Source organism: Qipengyuania mesophila, from assembly GCF_019711655.1.
Lineage (GTDB): Bacteria > Pseudomonadota > Alphaproteobacteria > Sphingomonadales > Sphingomonadaceae > Qipengyuania > Qipengyuania mesophila.
This window is the reverse complement of record NZ_JAIGNU010000002.1, coordinates 43,455-60,504: the sequence shown is the minus strand read 5'-3', so window position 1 is coordinate 60,504 and position 17,050 is coordinate 43,455. Positions and strand designations below refer to the sequence as shown.

Annotated in this window: 16 protein-coding genes and 2 tRNA genes; 7 read left to right on the top strand and 11 right to left on the bottom strand. The window is 65.4% G+C overall.

The features are described from left to right. Nucleotides 1–38 precede the first annotated feature (38 nt). Nucleotides 39–995, top strand: coding sequence for a hypothetical protein (locus K3181_RS09930; protein ID WP_221602959.1), 957 nt, complete (start codon nt 39–41; stop codon nt 993–995). A gap of 244 nt (nt 996–1,239) precedes the next feature. Further along, nucleotides 1,240–1,926 carry a hypothetical protein gene (locus tag K3181_RS09925; RefSeq protein ID WP_221602958.1) on the top strand — a complete coding sequence of 229 codons (687 nt, stop codon included), beginning with the start codon at nt 1,240–1,242 and terminating at the stop codon, nt 1,924–1,926. A gap of 117 nt (nt 1,927–2,043) precedes the next feature. On the opposite strand, the gene K3181_RS09920 is transcribed toward K3181_RS09925, so the two are convergent. Next, nucleotides 2,044–2,403, bottom strand: a complete 360-nt coding sequence (locus K3181_RS09920; RefSeq protein WP_221602957.1) for a hypothetical protein — start codon at nt 2,401–2,403, stop codon at nt 2,044–2,046. A gap of 229 nt (nt 2,404–2,632) precedes the next feature. On the opposite strand from K3181_RS09920, the gene K3181_RS09915 reads away from it, so the two are divergent. After that, nucleotides 2,633–4,258, top strand: a complete 1,626-nt coding sequence (locus K3181_RS09915) for a lysine--tRNA ligase (protein ID WP_221602956.1) — start codon at nt 2,633–2,635, stop codon at nt 4,256–4,258. A gap of 4 nt (nt 4,259–4,262) precedes the next feature. On the opposite strand, the gene K3181_RS09910 is transcribed toward K3181_RS09915, so the two are convergent. Next, entirely contained in the window at nt 4,263–4,931 is a 669-nt protein-coding gene (locus K3181_RS09910; RefSeq protein ID WP_221602955.1) for a prolyl hydroxylase family protein, read from the bottom strand. Nucleotides 4,932–5,031: 100 nt separating this feature from the next. Here K3181_RS09910 and K3181_RS09905 point away from each other — a divergent pair, with 100 nt between their 5' ends. After that, entirely contained in the window at nt 5,032–5,589 is a 558-nt protein-coding gene (locus K3181_RS09905) for a cytochrome b (RefSeq protein WP_221602954.1), read from the top strand. Nucleotides 5,590–5,673: 84 nt separating this feature from the next. On the opposite strand, the gene K3181_RS09900 is transcribed toward K3181_RS09905, so the two are convergent. Further along, a complete protein-coding gene (locus tag K3181_RS09900; RefSeq protein ID WP_247715065.1) occupies nt 5,674–6,666 on the bottom strand; it encodes an RcnB family protein in 993 nt (330 codons plus the stop codon). Nucleotides 6,667–6,853: 187 nt separating this feature from the next. On the opposite strand from K3181_RS09900, the gene K3181_RS09895 reads away from it, so the two are divergent. After that, entirely contained in the window at nt 6,854–7,423 is a 570-nt protein-coding gene (locus tag K3181_RS09895; protein ID WP_221602953.1) for a PNPOx family protein, read from the top strand. Here the strand turns inward: K3181_RS09895 and K3181_RS09890 are convergent. Together K3181_RS09890 and K3181_RS09885 are read right to left on the bottom strand one after the other, a co-directional pair. Further along, nucleotides 7,420–7,686, bottom strand: coding sequence for an acylphosphatase (locus tag K3181_RS09890; protein ID WP_221602952.1), 267 nt, complete (start codon nt 7,684–7,686; stop codon nt 7,420–7,422). The genes K3181_RS09895 and K3181_RS09890 overlap by 4 nt on opposite strands. A 49-nt stretch (nt 7,687–7,735) precedes the next feature. Further along, on the bottom strand, nt 7,736–8,173 hold the full coding sequence (locus K3181_RS09885) for an FKBP-type peptidyl-prolyl cis-trans isomerase (RefSeq protein WP_221602951.1): 438 nt from the start codon (nt 8,171–8,173) through the stop codon (nt 7,736–7,738). Nucleotides 8,174–8,424: 251 nt separating this feature from the next. Here K3181_RS09885 and K3181_RS09880 point away from each other — a divergent pair, with 251 nt between their 5' ends. Further along, nucleotides 8,425–9,150 (top strand): PilZ domain-containing protein, encoded by a 726-nt coding sequence (locus K3181_RS09880; RefSeq protein WP_221602950.1) that lies wholly within the window; start codon nt 8,425–8,427, stop codon nt 9,148–9,150. Nucleotides 9,151–9,243: 93 nt separating this feature from the next. Here the strand turns inward: K3181_RS09880 and ettA are convergent, their stop codons facing one another. Continuing rightward, nucleotides 9,244–10,923 carry an energy-dependent translational throttle protein EttA gene (ettA, locus tag K3181_RS09875; protein ID WP_221602949.1) on the bottom strand — a complete coding sequence of 560 codons (1,680 nt, stop codon included), beginning with the start codon at nt 10,921–10,923 and terminating at the stop codon, nt 9,244–9,246. A gap of 277 nt (nt 10,924–11,200) precedes the next feature. Between ettA and K3181_RS09870 the strand changes: the two genes are divergently transcribed. Next, complete coding sequence (locus tag K3181_RS09870) at nt 11,201–12,418, top strand: GGDEF domain-containing protein (protein WP_221602948.1); 1,218 nt, start codon at nt 11,201–11,203, stop codon at nt 12,416–12,418. Here K3181_RS09870 and K3181_RS09865 read toward each other — a convergent pair. The 5 genes from K3181_RS09865 to K3181_RS09845 all read right to left on the bottom strand — a co-directional run bounded on the left by K3181_RS09865 (nt 12,415) and on the right by K3181_RS09845 (nt 16,906). After that, the gene (locus K3181_RS09865; RefSeq protein WP_221602947.1) at nt 12,415–13,677 is read right to left on the bottom strand and encodes an MATE family efflux transporter; all 1,263 of its coding nucleotides are present in this window, start codon (nt 13,675–13,677) and stop codon (nt 12,415–12,417) included. The genes K3181_RS09870 and K3181_RS09865 overlap by 4 nt on opposite strands. A 141-nt stretch (nt 13,678–13,818) precedes the next feature. Next, a tRNA-Pro gene (locus K3181_RS09860) sits at nt 13,819–13,895 on the bottom strand. Between the two features lie 27 nt (nt 13,896–13,922). Continuing rightward, nucleotides 13,923–13,999: transfer RNA gene (locus tag K3181_RS09855), tRNA-Ile, on the bottom strand. 57 nt (nt 14,000–14,056) lie between these two features. Continuing rightward, entirely contained in the window at nt 14,057–14,788 is a 732-nt protein-coding gene (locus K3181_RS09850; RefSeq protein WP_345725485.1) for a polysaccharide deacetylase family protein, read from the bottom strand. A gap of 282 nt (nt 14,789–15,070) precedes the next feature. Continuing rightward, nucleotides 15,071–16,906 (bottom strand): sensor histidine kinase, encoded by a 1,836-nt coding sequence (locus K3181_RS09845; protein WP_221602946.1) that lies wholly within the window; start codon nt 16,904–16,906, stop codon nt 15,071–15,073. Between the last annotated feature and the right edge of the window lie 144 nt (nt 16,907–17,050).

The following is a 17,050-nucleotide window of genomic DNA, read 5'->3' as shown; positions in this document are numbered from 1 at the left end:
CATCGGAACTGTGGCGAAAACATGTCGGTTTTATTGGCATGATGAAGACACGCCATATGATCGCCAGCGCCCCCATCGCGATTGCCGCGATGGCCGCGCTCCATGCCCCTGCTGCCATCGCCCAGGATGCGCCCACCATCGTGCTGGACATGCCAGCACCTGCGCCTGCCCCTGCACCGGTGGCATCGCAGCCCGTCGCGCCGGCCCCGATCGCGTCGCCCGCACCGATCGTGCTCCCGGCCCCTGCGCCCGCACCGATCGCGATCGAGGTGCCGAAGCCCGCGCCCGTCGTCGATCCGCCGGTGGTGAAGCAGGCCGAACCCGTGGCCGCGACGCAGACGACGCGTCGCCCCGATCCGCAGCCGCGCGCCGAAGCGCCGCAGACTGCGCCTGCCATGACGGCCGAGCCGGCCGCGCCCGAAGCAGCGACGCTCCCGGTCGAGGAGCCCCTTGCCAGCGCGAACACCGCTGACAGCCAGCCGCTCGCGGCCACCGAGCCCGTGCCAGAGCCGGTCGGCGACCCGTTCGACGCTGCACTGCTGTTCGCTCTGCTCGGTCTGGGTGGTGTTGCCCTCGCAGGTGCGTTCCTGTTCCGCCGTCGTCGACGGTCGAAGGACGTTCCCGTGATCGAACGGCCGGTGGTTGCCAGTGCGGCACCTCTCGAACAGCGGGATCGCGCCTATGACGTCGAACCGCTGGGCAACATGCCTGCCGAACCGGCGACCTCGTTTGCAACCGACAGCGATGCCCCGGTCCGACTGCCGGCCGAGAAGCCACGTGATCCCGCCGAACGCGACCGCCTGCTCAAGCGCATGATCGATGCCGAGCCCGACCGGGCCAACCCGTTCGTGTCGCACAAGGCCCGCGCGAAGCGTGCCCGCCTGATCCTCCAGTCGATCGGGACCCGTTTCACCGATCGCAAGCCGGGCATCGACCTGAGTCAGTACACCAATGTCTGGCCGGAATTGCGCGGCTGGCGACCTGCGACAGCCTAAATTCTCCCGACCCTCGAATGGTGTCGCAGCGGTAGGGGCGTTCCTTCGGGGACGTCCCTATTGCGGTGTCATGCCATCTGGTGACCACGTGGGGGTGGCCAATCGCCTGTTCCCGCACCTCAAAATATTTCCCAAGTTGCGAACAGGATTTGTATACCATCTACATTGACAATTATCCGGACAATCCCTGTTAGCCCATGTCCAGGACCGCATGGGATCGCGGTCCTTTCTAGGGGACCAAATAATGAAAGTTCGTATGATTGCCGCGGGCCTTGCGCTCGCGACTGTTGCTATGCCTGCCTTCGTCAGCGCTGCAGAAGACGACGCCGCGGCGGAGATGGCTGCCACCGGGACTGCCTATGTCGCTCCGGCGGCGCCTGTCGCTACCTCCGTCGTTCTCGGCGCCAACACGCCGATCGCGCTGACGCTCAATTCGCCGCTGACCACCAAGGCCAATTACACCGGCGACAAGTTCTCGCTCACCGTGGCCCAGGACGTGCTCGTCGACGGCCATGTCGTCATCCCCCGGGGTACGCGCGCCATGGGCCTCGTCACTTATGCCAAGAGCAACGGCAGCTTCGGCAAGTCGGGCAAGATGGAACTCGCCTTCAAATATCTCGAACTCGAAGGCCAGCAGATCCCGCTCGATGGGACCTATTACCAGGAAGGCGCCGGCAACACCGCGGGCACGGTCGGTGCGGTCTTCGCCGCCGGCGTGGTCGGCGGGCTGGTCGTCAAGGGACACAGCGCCGAAATCGTCCAGGGCAAGGACTTCAGCGCGACCCTGCTGAACGACGTCGCCTTCGTTTCGATCGACGGTGTGATTGCGCTCGACGCCGGCTATCACCCGGAGCCGGTCTCGATGCAGACCGAAACCGAAAAGGAGCGCAAGAAGCGCCTCAAGGCGGAAAAGAAGAAGAACAAGGGCTGAGCCCCGGTTCAGATTCTGGGGAGGGGGCGGACAGGGTGGCCTGTCCGCCCCCTTTTCATATGCGGTCAGGTTGCGGTCGGCCGCAGCCTGTCCCGTCTCTCGCAGGTTGCCCTGCGCTCAGCACTTGCCGAAGCTCTTGGTCACGATGGTGACCCCGCCGACCGAGATCGTCACCTTGACCCCGGTCGGGATGCCCCAGGTGGTGCAGATGCTGAGGCAGGCCTGCGCGGCGGTGCCGTCGGGCACGGACAGCGGGATCGGGATGCACACCGATCCGAGGCCCAGAGGCAGGTTGAGGCAGATCTTGTTGTTGCTCACCGTCACGCTGATGCATTCGGCCAGCGCGGCATATTCGCCGCCCGCGAGAATGTTCGGCGCGCCGTCGGACGCTTTCAGGCCGACCGTCTCGTTGTGCCGGCTGGCGGCTTCCAGAGCGTGCTGGACCTTCTCTTCGTCGAAGCTGGGTAAGGATGCCATGGTCAATTCCCCTCGTCTGATCGTGTCGCGGCGCGGATCGGCCGCTGGATGATGTGTCCGCGCTGCCGAGAGGGTTTTCGACTCCAACTGGCTCCACGGCGGAGCATCGCCGACTTGCTAATTCGGTCGCCCATGCGCGGCGGGCGGCCAGCGAAGAACGGTTTCGGAGCAATCGCCCCATGCAACTTGCGGCTTGCGTAGCGCCGCCATTTTGGCGAGAGGCGCGGGCATGAGCATGAGTGATCTGACTACCGCCGCCCGCGTGTCCAAGGCCTGGCCGTTCCAGGAGGCGCAGCGGCTGCTCAAACGCTACCCCGACGGGGTCAAGCCAGACGGTTCGCCCGTGCTGTTCGAGACCGGCTACGGCCCCAGCGGCCTGCCGCATATCGGCACTTTCCAGGAAGTGTTGCGCACGACGCTGGTGCGGCGCGCCTTCGAGGCGATGATCGGTGCGAAGCCCGAGGACGGCAAGACGCGCCTGGTTGCCTTCTCCGATGACATGGACGGGCTGCGCAAGGTGCCCGACAACATCGCCAACAAAGAGGTGCTCGCGGCCAATCTCGGCAAGCCGCTGACGCGCATTCCCGACCCCTTCGGCACGCATGAAAGCTTCGCGCACCACAACAATGCGAGGCTGCGCGACTTCCTCGATCGGTTCGGGTTCGAATACGAGTTCGTCTCGGCGAGCGAGCGCTACAATTCGGGTGGGTTCGACGAGGCGCTGCGCCAGGTGCTGCGCAAGAACCAGGCGATCCTCGATATCATGCTGCCGACGCTGCGCGAGGAACGGCGCAAGACCTATTCGCCGATCCTGCCGATCAGCCCGACTACGGGTGCGGTGCTGCAGGTGCCGGTCGAGGTGGTGGATGCCGAGGCGGGCGTGGTGCGCTTCACCGACGAGGACGGCAGCACAGTCGAGCAGTCGGCGCTCGGCGGCATGTCCAAGCTGCAGTGGAAGGTCGACTGGGCGATGCGCTGGTATGCGCTCGGCGTCGACTACGAGATGTGCGGCAAGGATCTGACCGACAGCGTCACCCAGTCGGGCAAAATCGTCCAGGTGCTGGGCGGCCGCAAGCCCGAGGGGCTGATCTACGAGCTCTTCCTCGACGAGAAGGGCGAGAAGATCTCCAAGTCGAAGGGTAATGGCCTGACGATCGAGGAATGGCTGACCTACGGCTCGGAAGAGAGCCTGGGCTTCTACATCTTCCCCAACCCGAAGAGCGCCAAGCAGCTCCACGTGGGCGTGATCCCGCGCGCGGTCGACGATTACTGGCAGTTTCGCGAGCGGCTCGCCGAACAGGAGCTCGACAAGCAACTCGGCAATCCGGTGTGGCACCTCGCGCGCGCCAATGGCGGATTCGAGGGCAGCGAGGCGCCGGGTGCGGGCGACAGCCTGCCGGTGACCTACGGCCTGCTGCTCAACCTCGCTTCGGTGCTGGGTGCCGAGGCGAGCGAGGCGAGCCTGCGCGATTATCTCGAAAGCTATATCGGGGCAGGGCGGATCACGCCCGAGCTCGAAGTACTGATCGGCACCGCGGTGGCCTACACGCGCGACTATATCGTGCCGACGCTCGACAAGCGCGCACCCACCGCGAACGAGGCCGAGGCGCTGCGAGCGCTCGACGCCTATCTGGCGGATGCGGCCGAGGACACCAGCGCTGAAGACTTGCAGACCGAGGTCTACGAGATCGGCAAGCGCGAGGAATACGGTTTCGAGAACCTGCGCGACTGGTTCAAGGCGCTCTACCAGACATTGCTCGGCAGCGATCAGGGGCCGCGCATGGGCAGCTTCATCGCGCTCTACGGGATCGCCAACAGCCGCAAGCTGATCGCCGAGGCGCTGGCGAAAGCCTGACGCCTCAGCTGTGCTTGCGCGTGCGGTACCATTTGGTCAGCACGTATTTCTGGCCCTTGATCACCGGCGTGCCGGCGTGGAGCGTGTCCTCGTTGGGTAGACCTTCGGGGGTGGCGTTGTTCCACACCATCAACACGCCGGGCTTGGGCTCGATCGAGGCGCCGACCTCGACGAAATGCGTATGCCCGCCTTCCTCCACCTCGTTGAGGAACGCCATCGCGGTCCAGCAGCGCTGCCCGCCGCGCTTGCGCTCGAGATTCCAGTATTCCTGGTCGGTATAAAACCAGTCGTTGTGGGGCTTGAATTCCTGGCCCGGCAGGTAGCGCTGGCCCTGGATGCTCTCGCCGACCTTGCCCGGCAGGCCGAGCGCATCATCGATCCGCCGCGAGATCGATTTCACGAAGGGATCGTGCGGATCGAAATTGCCCGAATAGGAGGTGCGGAACTTTGCCACATAGGCCGTTTCATGCAGCTCGCTCGGCCGCGCGACAGTATCGATCATGCGCATCAGGCGCTGGCATTCCTCGGGCGTGAGGAAATTGCCGATGGCATAGATCTCCGCCTTGTCGGTGGGAATCTTGTAGGCCTGCGGGTCGGCGTCGAGTCGCTTGCGCACCATGGCGCCGACGCGTTTCAGGGCATCCTGGTCGGGAACGGTAGCAGTCTTGGTCATTGCCTTTCCCTGTTAGCAATCGTTCGCGGCGCATCAAGCTTGCCGCTTGCCGCCCCGCAGCGAACCGCTAGGTAGGGAGCCTGATTTTCTGGAGAAAGACATGAACGATCCGGTTGCGCGTCGCTATTCCGCAGGTGCCATGCTGTTCCACTGGGCGATCGCCATTGCGGTAATCTGGAACTGGCGACTTGCGGAAAACGCTCATCACGCCGGGGACAAACTTCAGGCGGCCGCCATCATGGGCAACCACAAGGCGCTCGGAATTACGATCCTCGCGCTGACGGTCGGGCGGCTGTTTTGGCGCTGGACGCACCCGACGCCTCCGCTCCCCGCCACGCTCGCGCCATGGGAAGCGAAACTCGCGCGCGGTCTGCACATCCTCTTTTATGTCCTGCTGATCGGGCTGCCGCTGGGTGGCTGGCTGGCCAATTCGCTGAGCGGGCGCGAAATCGATTTCTTCGGCCTGTTCACGATCCCCGCGCTTCCGGTGGGCGAGAACAAGGATCTCGGCCACACCATCTTCGAGGCACATCACACCGCAGGTTCGATCTTCATCTACCTGATCGGATTGCATATTCTCGGCGCGCTCAAGCACACCTTCTTCGACAGGAACGGCGGCATCTTCCGCATGCTGCCCTTCGGCAAGGTGCCGGGCTGAGGCACAAGAAAGCCCCCGCCGATCGCTCGGCGAGGGCTCTCGTCGGCCGCCCGGACCACTCTCACGCCGGGTGGCTGGGCGATCTTACCAGAAGAAGTCGTAGATCACGTCGACCACTTCGCCGCTGTAGATATCGACCAGCAGCACGTCGTCGTAATAGCGAACCCAGCGATAGGGGCCGTAGACTTCGGGCAGGCGATAGCGCCAGGGGTCGTTGATCCAGTAGCGGCTGCCAAAGAACAGGCTGCCGAGACGGAAGCCGATGCTCAGCCGGCGATAGCGATAGTCGCGATAGGGCGAATAGTAGCTCCCCAGCCGGAAGATGCTGCGGTTGCTGTGGCGGTACCGCTGCCAGTCGTAGCGATGGTTGGAACGCCAGCGGCGCTGGTCCCAGCGATCGTAATCGTGCCAGCGGCGCCCGTCGTAATAGCGCGCGCGCCGATTGGCTTCGCGGCGTGCGTCGCGATAGGCATCACGGCGGGCATCACGGCGATCCTCGCGATAGGCTTCGCGACGTGCGTCGCGGCGGCCATCACGATAGGCCTCACGACGGGCATCGCGCTGCTGTTCTACTCGACGTTCGGTCCGCCGTTCGGCGCGGCGCTCGGCCCGCTCTTCGGCACGGCGTTCGGCGCGGTTGCGATCGGTGTAGTTCCGGTTGCGCTCGGCGGCATAGGTGCGATTGCGCTGCTCGACCTCACGGCGGGCATTGCGCTCGCGTGCGGCTTCGACACGGCGGTCCGCCTGGTTCCAGCCGCGGCTGCCGCGCGCCTGGGCGATATCCGCGCGGTTGTCGCCACGTACTTCCTGGCGCTGGCGCATGTCGGCGCGGCGTTCGCTGGCCGCACGGCGCACTTCGCGCGTGTCCTGGCGTCGCTCTTCCTGCCTTGCTTGCTGTCGGTTCTCGCGACGTTCGGACCGCTGCTGGCGGGCTTCGTTGCGATCCCCGCGGGCGCGCTCGGCGCGTTCCTGCCAGTTGCGCGATTGCGCCTGGGCTTCGGCGGGCAGCGCAGTCAGGGCCATCGCCGCAGCGAGGGCACCCAGCGCACTTCCCTTCATGAGCTTGGTGAGTGTCATGGAGCCTTTCCTTCTCTTCGTTCGGAGCCGCTCCACCACCCGCGGCTATTGTCGATGTCGCAACTTGTATCACAACGGCCTGACGCCAATCTGAACCGGCCTGTCGGTCTTTCGTTCATATTTCCTCGCCTCAGACTGAACATCTTGATGCTTGGCAGCTTGGCAGCGGCTGTGCAAGCAGGGCGTCATGTATGAAACTCTCGATCAGGTGCGCGCCGATATCACAGCAAGGCTTGCCACGGCCGCGAGCGACCGCCGCTCGCCCATGCATACGCCCGTGGTTGCCACCGCCAATGCCGATGCGCGGGTGATGGTGCTGCGCGGTTTCGATCCCGCGAGTTGGACGCTGCGCTTCCATACCGACGTGCGCAGCCCCAAGGTCGCCGCCATCGACGCGGATCGGCGGGTCGCGGTGGTCGCCTATGATCGGGACGCCAGTGTCCAATTGCGCCTGCGCGGCGCGGGCCGGATCGAACGGGCCGGCGCGGCGGTCGACACCGCCTGGGCTGCCAGCACCAATTTCGCGCGGCGATGCTACCTCGGCGCGGGGCCGGGGGCGGTTTCGGAGACTCCGACGTCGGGCCTGCCCGAGCAATTCGAGGGGGTGGAACCGGATGATGCGGAACTCCTGCCCGCGCGCGAGAATTTCGCGCTCCTGTTGGTCGAGGCGGCGGAAGTGGACTGGTTCAGCCTCGCGCATACCGGCCATCGCCGCGCCCTGCTGACGCGCGACGGCGGGCAATGGATTGCGCCCTAGCGCCGGGTAAAGCCATCGAGGCCCTGCGGTTCTACCTCGCGCTGTTCGATCCGCGTCGGCGCGGCACGCGGTGGGCCCTGCTGCATCGCGGCAACCATGCGAACGATCGTTTCGGCATCGCCCTCGAGCAATGCCTCGACCGTGCCATCGGGCAGGTTGCGCACCCATCCGGCCAAGCCCAGTTCGCGTGCCCTGGTGACGGTCCAGTCGCGGTAGAACACGCCCTGGACGCGGCCGTGGACGATGCAATGGCGGGCTGTCACGCGCTACGCGGCCATCTGCCGGAACGCATGACCGCCCGCCGAGATCGCATCAGGCGGCCTGCTTGATATCGCGCAGGGTGATGTCGAAGGTCAGGTCCTCGCCCGCGAGCGGGTGGTTGCCATCGGCCTTGATCGATTCTTCGCCGACCTCGAGGACGTAGAGTGTCATCGGCTGGCCGTCGGGCGACTGTGCCTGCAGTGCCATGCCCGGCTGCGGGGCCGGCTCGGGCGGCAGGTTCGCGCGCGGAATATCGATGATCATCTGCTCGTTGCGCGGACCGAAGGCCTTGTCGCAGGGGATGGCGATGCTCTGTTCGTCGCCGACACTCATGCCGGTGAGCGCCTCTTCGATCTGCGGGAAGATCTGCCCGTTGCCGAGCGTGATGTCCTGCGGGCCGACCTGAGCGGTATTGCCGACTTCCTGGCCGTCGGTGCGCTTGAGGACGTAGTCGATGGTGACGGTGTCGCCGCTGCTGGGAGTGGTCATGGATATCCTTGTCGATTTCGTGTTCGCGGCGTGAAGGTGTGCCGCATGGGAAACGCGCCCGCGGACCGAGCGCCTTGCCCCTGAGTCTCGCAAAGGATGGTGGGGGGAGTCAAATGAAGCGGAACGGTCGCGGGTCGGTTGGTCTCGCGAAGGCGGTGGTTAACGCGCAAGCCGGACTGCCGTTCTGATAAGGATTTCGAGAAGATTAGGCGTTACCGTTGATCGCCTGGGCGTGCGTTTGGAGATCGAAAGTGGAGCGCAGGGTTAGTCACCGTGCCACAGCAAAGCAGAAAGTCCACGCTCGGGTATCCGGGGCGACGATCCAGCTGACCCTTCTCGACCTGTCGGTTTCCGGCTGCAAGGCGCGGTGCAAGAGCTCTGCTATCGAGCAAGGGGCTCCCGTCACGCTCGTGCTCTCGGACAACGAAAGGATTCCCGGCGAAGTCGTCTGGTTCGATGCCGGCGTGGCCGGCATCCGCTTCGATCGGGAGCTCAGCCTCGAGAGCTTCTTGCGCCTCGTTCAAAGGGGGGTAGCGGAGATGCGCGACGACGCCGCACTCCGCGACGCTTTCGGCCGCCGCCTGCCGGAACTCTCTTCGAAGAAGAAGGTGGTCAAGGTCGAGCCGAGCGACAGGCGGCGGGAACCCCGGAGCGAATTGAGGTGTGACGCGACGGTGCGGCTGGGATACCAGCGCGACCTCAAGGTCAAGATATACAACTTGTCGGCCAATGGCTGCCTGCTGAGACATCGCATCGAACAATTGGTGATCGAGGACAGGATCGGCGTGACCCTGCCCGAGTTCGAGAGCTTTTCGGGCACCGTCGTGTGGAACAGCGGGCACAAGGCCGGGGTGCGGTTCGATCGCCCTTTGCATGCGGCCGTGCTCGAACTGATCGTTGCCCGTCAACGGCAGGATCAGGGCGGTAAAACCACAAGAGACTCATCGGGAAATGGCCAAGCAAGGTTGGCGTGTTGAGCTCAACCTTCGCCGGCCAGCCGTTCGATATTACAAGTGCGTTTGCCGCGAGGGGTCGCAAGCCGCACGGCGACTTGCGACCCTAGTCGCGGATCAGCGCGTCAGTTTCTTGTACGCCAGGCGCGTCGGACGGTCCGCCGCATCGCCCAGGCGACGCCGCTTGTCTTCCTCGTAGGCCTCGAAATTGCCTTCGAACCATTCGACATGGCTGTCGCCCTCGAAGGCGAGGATGTGCGTGGCGAGGCGGTCGAGGAAGAAGCGATCGTGCGAGATGACCACGGCGCAGCCGGCGAAGTTCTCGATCGCGTCTTCCAGTGCGCCCAGCGTTTCGACGTCGAGGTCGTTGGTCGGTTCGTCGAGCAGCAGGACGTTGCCGCCCTGCTTGAGCATCTTGGCCATGTGGACGCGGTTGCGCTCGCCGCCCGAGAGCTTGCCGACGTTCTTCTGCTGGTCGGGGCCCTTGAAGTTGAAAGCGCCGACATAGGCGCGGGTCGACATGTCCTGGCCGTTGACCTTCATGTAATCGAGCCCGTCGGAGATTTCCTCCCACACGTTCTTCTTGGCATCGAGATGGTCGCGGCTCTGGTCGACATAGCCCAGCCGCACGGTCGAGCCGATCTCGATGCTGCCGCTGTCGGGCTCTTCCTTGCCGGTGAGGATCTTGAATAGCGTCGACTTGCCCGCGCCATTGGGCCCGATCACGCCGACGATGCCGCCCGGGGGCAGGGTGAAGCTGAGGTCTTCGAACAGCAGCTTGTCGCCATAGGCCTTGGAGATGTTCTTGGCCTCGATGACCTTGCCGCCGAGACGTTCGGGCACCTGGATCACGATCTGAGCCTTGCCGACCTGGCGGCTGTCCTGGCTGTTCTGCAGTTCCTCGAACTTGCGGATACGCGCCTTGGACTTGGTCTGGCGCGCGGCGGGGGTCTGCCGGATCCATTCCAGTTCGCGGGCGAGCGCCTTCTGCTTGCCCGATTCCTCGCGGCTTTCCTGTTCGAGACGCTTGGCCTTCTTCTCGAGATAGGTCGAGTAGTTGCCCTCGTAGGGATAGTAGCTGCCGCGGTCGAGTTCGAGGATCCATTCGACGACATTGTCGAGGAAATAGCGGTCGTGGGTGATCATCAGCACCGCGCCGGCATATTCCTTGAGGTGGTTTTCGAGCCACTGGACGCTTTCGGCGTCGAGGTGGTTGGTCGGTTCGTCGAGCAGCAGGATCGAGGGCTTCTGGATCAGCAGGCGGGTCAGCGCGACGCGGCGCTTCTCGCCGCCCGAGAGGTCGGTGACGGGCCAGTCGCCCGGGGGGCAACGGAGCGCTTCCATCGCCACTTCGAGCTGGTTGTCGAGCGTCCAGCCGTCGACCGCGTCGATCTTGGCCTGGAGGTCGCCCATCTCTTCCATCAGCGCGTCGAAATCGGTGTCGTCCTGCGGATCGCCCATTTCCGCCGAAATGGCATTGAAGCGCTCGACCAGATCGGCGGTCTCGCGCGCGCCGTCCTTGACGTTTTCGAGCACGGTCTTGCTCTCGTCGAGTTCGGGTTCCTGCTCGAGATAGCCGACGGTGATGTTTTCGCCCGGCCAGGCTTCGCCGGTGAAGTCCTTGTCGATCCCGGCCATGATCTTGATCAGCGTCGACTTGCCCGCGCCGTTGGGGCCGACGATGCCGATCTTGGCGCCTTGGTAGAACTGCAGGTTGATATTCGACAGCACCGGCTTCTGTGCGCCGGGGAAGGTCTTGGTCATGTCCTTCATGACGAATGCGTATTGGGCGGCCATCTGGCGGGAGTCCTTCGGGTTCGGATTGGGTGGGCGAGCGTAGTGCCCGCAAAGGTCTGCCGCGCAGATAGTCGTACCTTCCGCGCGGGGCAAGCGCGGCGACGGGGCGTGCAGCTCCCCCACGCTCTCAGTGCCGAAGAGAATTGTCGCATTCTTACAACAAAGGCTGGACAAGCGGGTTGGGAAACCCGATGGCGCCCGGACTGGGGTATTTACCTACACCAAGTCTTAACTGGCGGGGTGTACGGAAGACGGCAGGAAGGGCAGGGGGCAGTCCATGCGCGAACAGATTATGGGACTGATCACACCGACGATGGCGGTCGTGTTTATCGCGGTCTTCCTCGTGATGTGGTGGCGCGGAAGGATGGGGAATTACGTCCTCGCCTTTGCCGCTTCCTATCTGTTCTTTGCGGTCGGCTTCGGCATAACCCATCTCTTCGATACGGGTTCGCCCTACGTCTTTCATATAACCCAGTTTTTCTACACGATGAGCACCGCGTCGGGCATCTGGGGCCTGACGCGCCGCGCGGGTCAGCCGCCCTATCTCGGCGTGTTGCTGACCATTTACGGGCTTGCGGCGACCACGCTGGCCGTGGCGGTGGTTATCACGTCGGATATCGCCCCACGGCTGATCATCGTCAATGTCGGCTATGGCTCGATGTATCTTGTGTGCGTCATGTCGCTGCTCGGCGCGCAGCGACGCGAAGCGATCGACAAGTTGATCATCGCCACGCACGCGGTGATGGGCGCACAATTCATGATCCGCCCGGTCCTGACTCTGCTCGTCGAGCAGGCCATCGCGGCCGACGTCTATCGCCAGTCGGTCTACTACTCGGTTCTCAACCTCTCGCTAGCGCTCGTTTCGCTGATGTCGGCCATGGTGCTGGTGGGCGCCTGCGTCTACGACCAGATCAGAGCGGTTCGCGAGCAGGCCGAGATCGATGGATTGACCGGCCTGCGGACGCGGCGCGCCTTCGAACAGGATGTCGTCGAATTGCTGGAAAAGGCGAAGCAGGAATATCTGCCCGTCTCGCTGGTCGTCGCCGATATCGACCATTTCAAGGCGGTCAACGACGTCTGGGGTCACCAGATCGGAGACCATGCCATCGCCCGCTTCGGCGAGGTGATCCGCGGGACGATCCGCGATACCGATATTGCCGGGCGGATCGGCGGCGAGGAATTCTGCATTCTCGCCTGGAACTGCGACGAGGAAGCCGCGGTGACCATGGCCGAGCGTATCCGCCGCAAGTTTGCCGAGATGCAGATCAAGGGCATGCCCGACGACCATCGCCTGACCGCCAGCTTCGGTGCTGCCGGGCGCGGCGAGGGCGAAGGCTATGGCAAGCTGTTCGCGCGCACCGATTCCGCTCTCTATCGCGCAAAGGATGCTGGCCGCAATCGGACCGTCCGCGACGGCGAGAAGCAGGGCGGCGTGGTCACCCCGATCAATACCGGGGCGGACGATCAGGGCGAAATGCGCGAGGCCATCGCCTAGGCGAAGGATCGCCGCAAGAGTCGCGGCATCATCGCCAGCTGCAGCACCGCGCGCAACACCAGGAAGACGCAGAAGCTGAGCCACAAGCCGTGATTGCCCAGCGGCCAGGTGAGCCATAGCAGCACGCCGTAGCCCGCCACAGCGCCCGCCATCGACAGCAGCAGTGCGCGCGTCCAGCTCGCCCCGACGAAGACCCCGTCGAGCACAAAACCGGCAAAGCCTGCCAGCGGCAGGGCGACGATCCATGGCCACAGCCTCCGCGCCTCCGCCGCCACTTCGGGCGTCGCGGCGAAACTGTCGGTGATTGCCGTGCCGAACAAGGCGAAGGCCACTGCGACAAGGCAGGCAAGACCGAAGCAGCGCCACAGGATCGCCCCGACATAGGCGCGAAAGCCATCGCGATCCTCCGCGCCCGCACGTTCGCCATTGAGCACCTGTGCGGCATTCTCGAAACCGTCGAGCAGGAGCGCGGAGAGGATGAAGATCTGGTAGACGATCCCGTTGGCCGCCAGCACCACCGGCCCGCGTTCGGCACCCAGCCGCGTCAGTGCGGCGATCGCGACCATCAGCACTACGGTGCGCAGAAAGAGGTCGCGGTTGACCGCCAGAAAAGGCCCCAGCGCGCGCCAGGTGATGCCCGATCGCATGCGCAGCGCAGCGCCTAGATCGCCGCCGGCGATGCGCAGGATCAGTGCGGCGGTGACCGCGAGCTTGGCGAATTCGGCGATGAAACTCGACCAGCCGATACCGGCGATGCCCCAGTCGAGGCCGAGGGCGAGCCACAGGCCGAGCGCGACATTGAGCAGATTGTAGGCCACTTCGATCGCCAGCACCGCGCGCATCTGGCGCCGACCCACGAGGAAGCCGACGAGCGCGAAATTGGCCATCACCGCCGGTGCGCTCCAATAGCGGATGTCGGCATAGATCACCGCCGCCGTGCGCACGCGGGCGTCGGCTCCCAGCGCATCGAGCAGCAGCGGCAGGAGAACGGGCTTCAGGAGAAGCATGGCCGCGGCAATCGACAAACCGACCGCCAGTCCTTTCAGCAGGACTTCGGCCTGCGCCTGCGAGCCCTGCCGCGTTCCCGCCTGCGCGACGAGGCCGGTGGTGCCGGTCTTGAGGAAGTTCATCACCGTGAATAGCGCGGCGAACAGCTTGGCGCCGACATCTACCGCGCCCTGCGTCGGCGCATCGCCCAGCTGTCCGACGATCCACATGTCACCCATCCCGATCAGCGCGGTGGCCACGTTGGTGACCATGGCGGGCAGCGCGATGGCCCAGATCAGGCGGCTGTCGATGGTGGGGGCGGCGGAGGTGTTCAGGCGGTGCTCCTCACGCGCTGTCGCTTGTGAGTCTTTCGGCCGGTGCCGCCCCGCGGACGGCCCCGAACTCCGAAAAACTGGTCGGGGAGACTGGATTCGAACCAGCGACCCCTTGTACCCAAAACAAGTGCGCTACCAGGCTGCGCCACTCCCCGACCGTGTTTCCCGCAAGACGCCAGGCTTGGTGGGCCCGGCAGGACTCGAACCCGCGACCTAGCCGTTATGAGCGGCCAGCTCTAACCAACTGAGCTACAGGCCCCCAGCCACGCCGTGCGGAAGGCACGCGCCTAGCCCCGGTGCGGTGGGCTTGCAAGCGCTAGGCGTCGACCGCCAACATGATTTCCTCGATCGTGGTCGGACGCACCCCGCGACTGGCGAGATAGGCAAACACCGTGCGCAGCCAGTCGTAGAGCGCATCGAGATCCTCCTCGCTGCGAACATAGGGAGTCAGTCCCGCGGCGAGCGAGGGACTGTGGAAGCTCAGCACCAGCACCGGCAGATCGTCGTCGAGCGCGATGTCGATGGCGCGCAGAGCCTCTTCCTCGCTCACGCCTTCAGGGGTCAGTCCGATCCGCTCGAGCAGTCCGAGCCGCGACAGCAGTCCGCCGAGCAGCGGAAATTTCGCGGTCAGCGGGAAAAGCCGTTGTCCCTGCCTTCGCAACAGACCCCAGAACACGGTTGTCAGCGGCAGCTCGAGCAGCTTGCGCTCCGGGTCGGTCCAGTAGGGCGTCACCGGATGCCGACTGTAATCTGGCCCGTGTCCCTCCGAATAATCGTAGCGCGCGCGGACCGAACTATCGATCGCGATGCCGCTTTCGCTCAATAACCGGGCAGTATGCGGACCCAGCCCATACCGTCCGGCGCGGTATATACGCGGAGCCGCGCCGAAGCCCGCTTCGATCGCGTCGCGCAGGCGCCGGAATTTGGAGGCTTCGAGCTCCTCCTGCAGATTGCCGGCGAAACTGTTGTAGGTGTTGACTTGCTCGTGGTGCGGCGGGTTGACCCAGGGATGCAGCTGGACGCCCACCTCGGCCTTGCCCGCGCGCACCGCATCGCCGATGATCTCGCGCGCCAGCGGATCGTTGGCGATCGGCCAGTCGACCAGGTAGACCGGCGAAACGCCGATCCCCTCGCAGAATTCCTGGAAGCCCGAAATCGATCGAACGTGGCTGAGGCCGTAACCCTCGGCGCGGAACGGTCCGTCCCAGTCGAACTCCTCCTCCGTATCGACCGTCAGCAGGACGCGCTGGCCGAAACCTTCGGCAAAGCGCGCGGTTTGCGAAGGGTGCGGTGGATGGAGGAGGTTGGCGTAGATGATTGTCGGAATGTCCTAACCGGCCGCGCGATCGGGCGCATCGGCAGGGCTAGGCAGCGCTTCGGCGCCGGTCAATAGCGGCAGGCTCAGCACCAGCATATTGTCCTCACGCGACAATTCCCCTCCCGCGGCACGCGCCTCCGCGCGGGCGAGGCGAAGCGAGAAACCCGCGCCGAAGATGCCCGAACTGAGCGTGCTGCCGGCCGAGCGGATATCCGAGGCGAAGACATCCTCGGCCCCGGCAAGCTGGGCGGGCAGCTGGATGCGCAGCGCGACCTGCTCGTCCGCCAGCGACAGGCTCAGCGGCACGGTTTCTCCCGCACCGGTCGCCCCGGCGAGCGTCGCCAGGATGCGCCAGCCGAGCATCTCGGCCTCGTGCTGCGCCAGTGCGAGCGGCGCGGCGCGATCGGCGATCCGGGCTTCGAACCGGGCCACCCGTGGACCGAGGACGGTCTGGAGCTGGGCGATCTGTCCGCGCACGATCGCAACGAAATCGCTTTCCCCCGCATCGAGGTCCAGCGCCCCGGTTTCGAGCCGTGCAAGCCGGTCGAGTTCGTCGAATCCGGCGAGGATGCGCGCCGAATCGCCGGCGATCGATGCCGCCAGCGCGCGGTATTCATGCGGCGTCGGTCCGAAGACCTGCTGCTGGATGACTTCGGCATAGCCCTGCATAGCGTTGACCGGCGTGCGCAGTTCGTGGAGCAGCTGGCGCAGCCGGTCGGCCCCGCGCTGCGCACGATCGTCGACCGGTTCGACGGCGCGGCGGAAACGGCCGACATAGCCGAAGAAGCGCCCTTCGCCGCGGGTGAAGCGCGGCGCGGCATCGACGATCCAGTCACCCTCGATCGCCTCGGCCCCGCGCAGCGATACCGGGACCCCGCGGACCGGCTGGCGGTTGGCGAATGCGGCGGCGAAATCCTCGCCCAGCCGGTCGGCCTCACGGTGTTGCGACAGGTCGATGCCGATGACCATCGGCGCGATTTCGGGTTCGGCCCAGTCGATCCGGCCTTCGGATCCGGTGCCGAAGCTGAAGGCCGCGAGCGGCTTGCGATGCGAGGCCTCGTCGAGCCCCGCCATCGGCAGGGTCGGCGCTTCGTCGCTTTGCGACGCGCTGCGGGCCTTGCGGAAAGTCTCGATCCGCTCGACCAGCGCGCGGATATCCTCGGATTTGCCGGCGGCTTGGCCGGTTGGCGGCGACGTCTTCGACGAGTGCTCCGGTGACCGTGCGTCTTCCGCGGCGGTTTCCACCTCGGCGTCCGTCTCCGTGACATCGGCTACCGAAGGGATGACTTTCTCGACCGGAGGCGCAACTTCCTCGAGCGCCGGGCGCAACACCAGCGGCTCGATCGGGTCCGGATCGATCCGTACCTCGTCGTCGGTCGCCCCCCGGGGCGCCCGTGCGGGGCTGGGGGGCATGGGCAGGGCGCGATCGGAAACGCCCAGCCGGTCGAGTACGCGCACCGCAGCATCGGGCAGGTCGCGGCGATGGCGCAGGAAGCCGCGCGCGCGGATCGGCAGGCGCGGGATCAGCTCGGCCCATTCTGCGCCGGTCAATTGCGCGCGATAGAGCGCCGCACCGGCAATCGCCGGATGCGCCTCGCCGAACCACCGGACCAGCTCGGGATTGCGGAAGCGCCAGCCGTTCTCGCCGACAATCGCCGCGCGCTCGGGCACCGGGATGACTTCGGCCAGTGCGATCAGCCGGAGATAGGCAGCCGCCTTGAGCGCCGGGTCGCCCGCCTGCGGCCGCTCGCCGAGCAGGTCGAGCAGCTGGCGGAACTGGGTCTTCGCCGCGCGCTCGCCAGCGGCGCGCAGGCGCAGCACTGTGGCAAGGCGGTCGTCGAAGTGCATTCGGTCTCCGGATCGGGGGCGGCGGATCGATGGATTCGCCATGACAGCCCGGCATTGGCCGGGCGACAATGGATATAGTTACCGGCCCATTTACCGCCAATGAGCCGCTCAGCCGCGTTGCAAAGCGGGACAATTGCTGGCAAA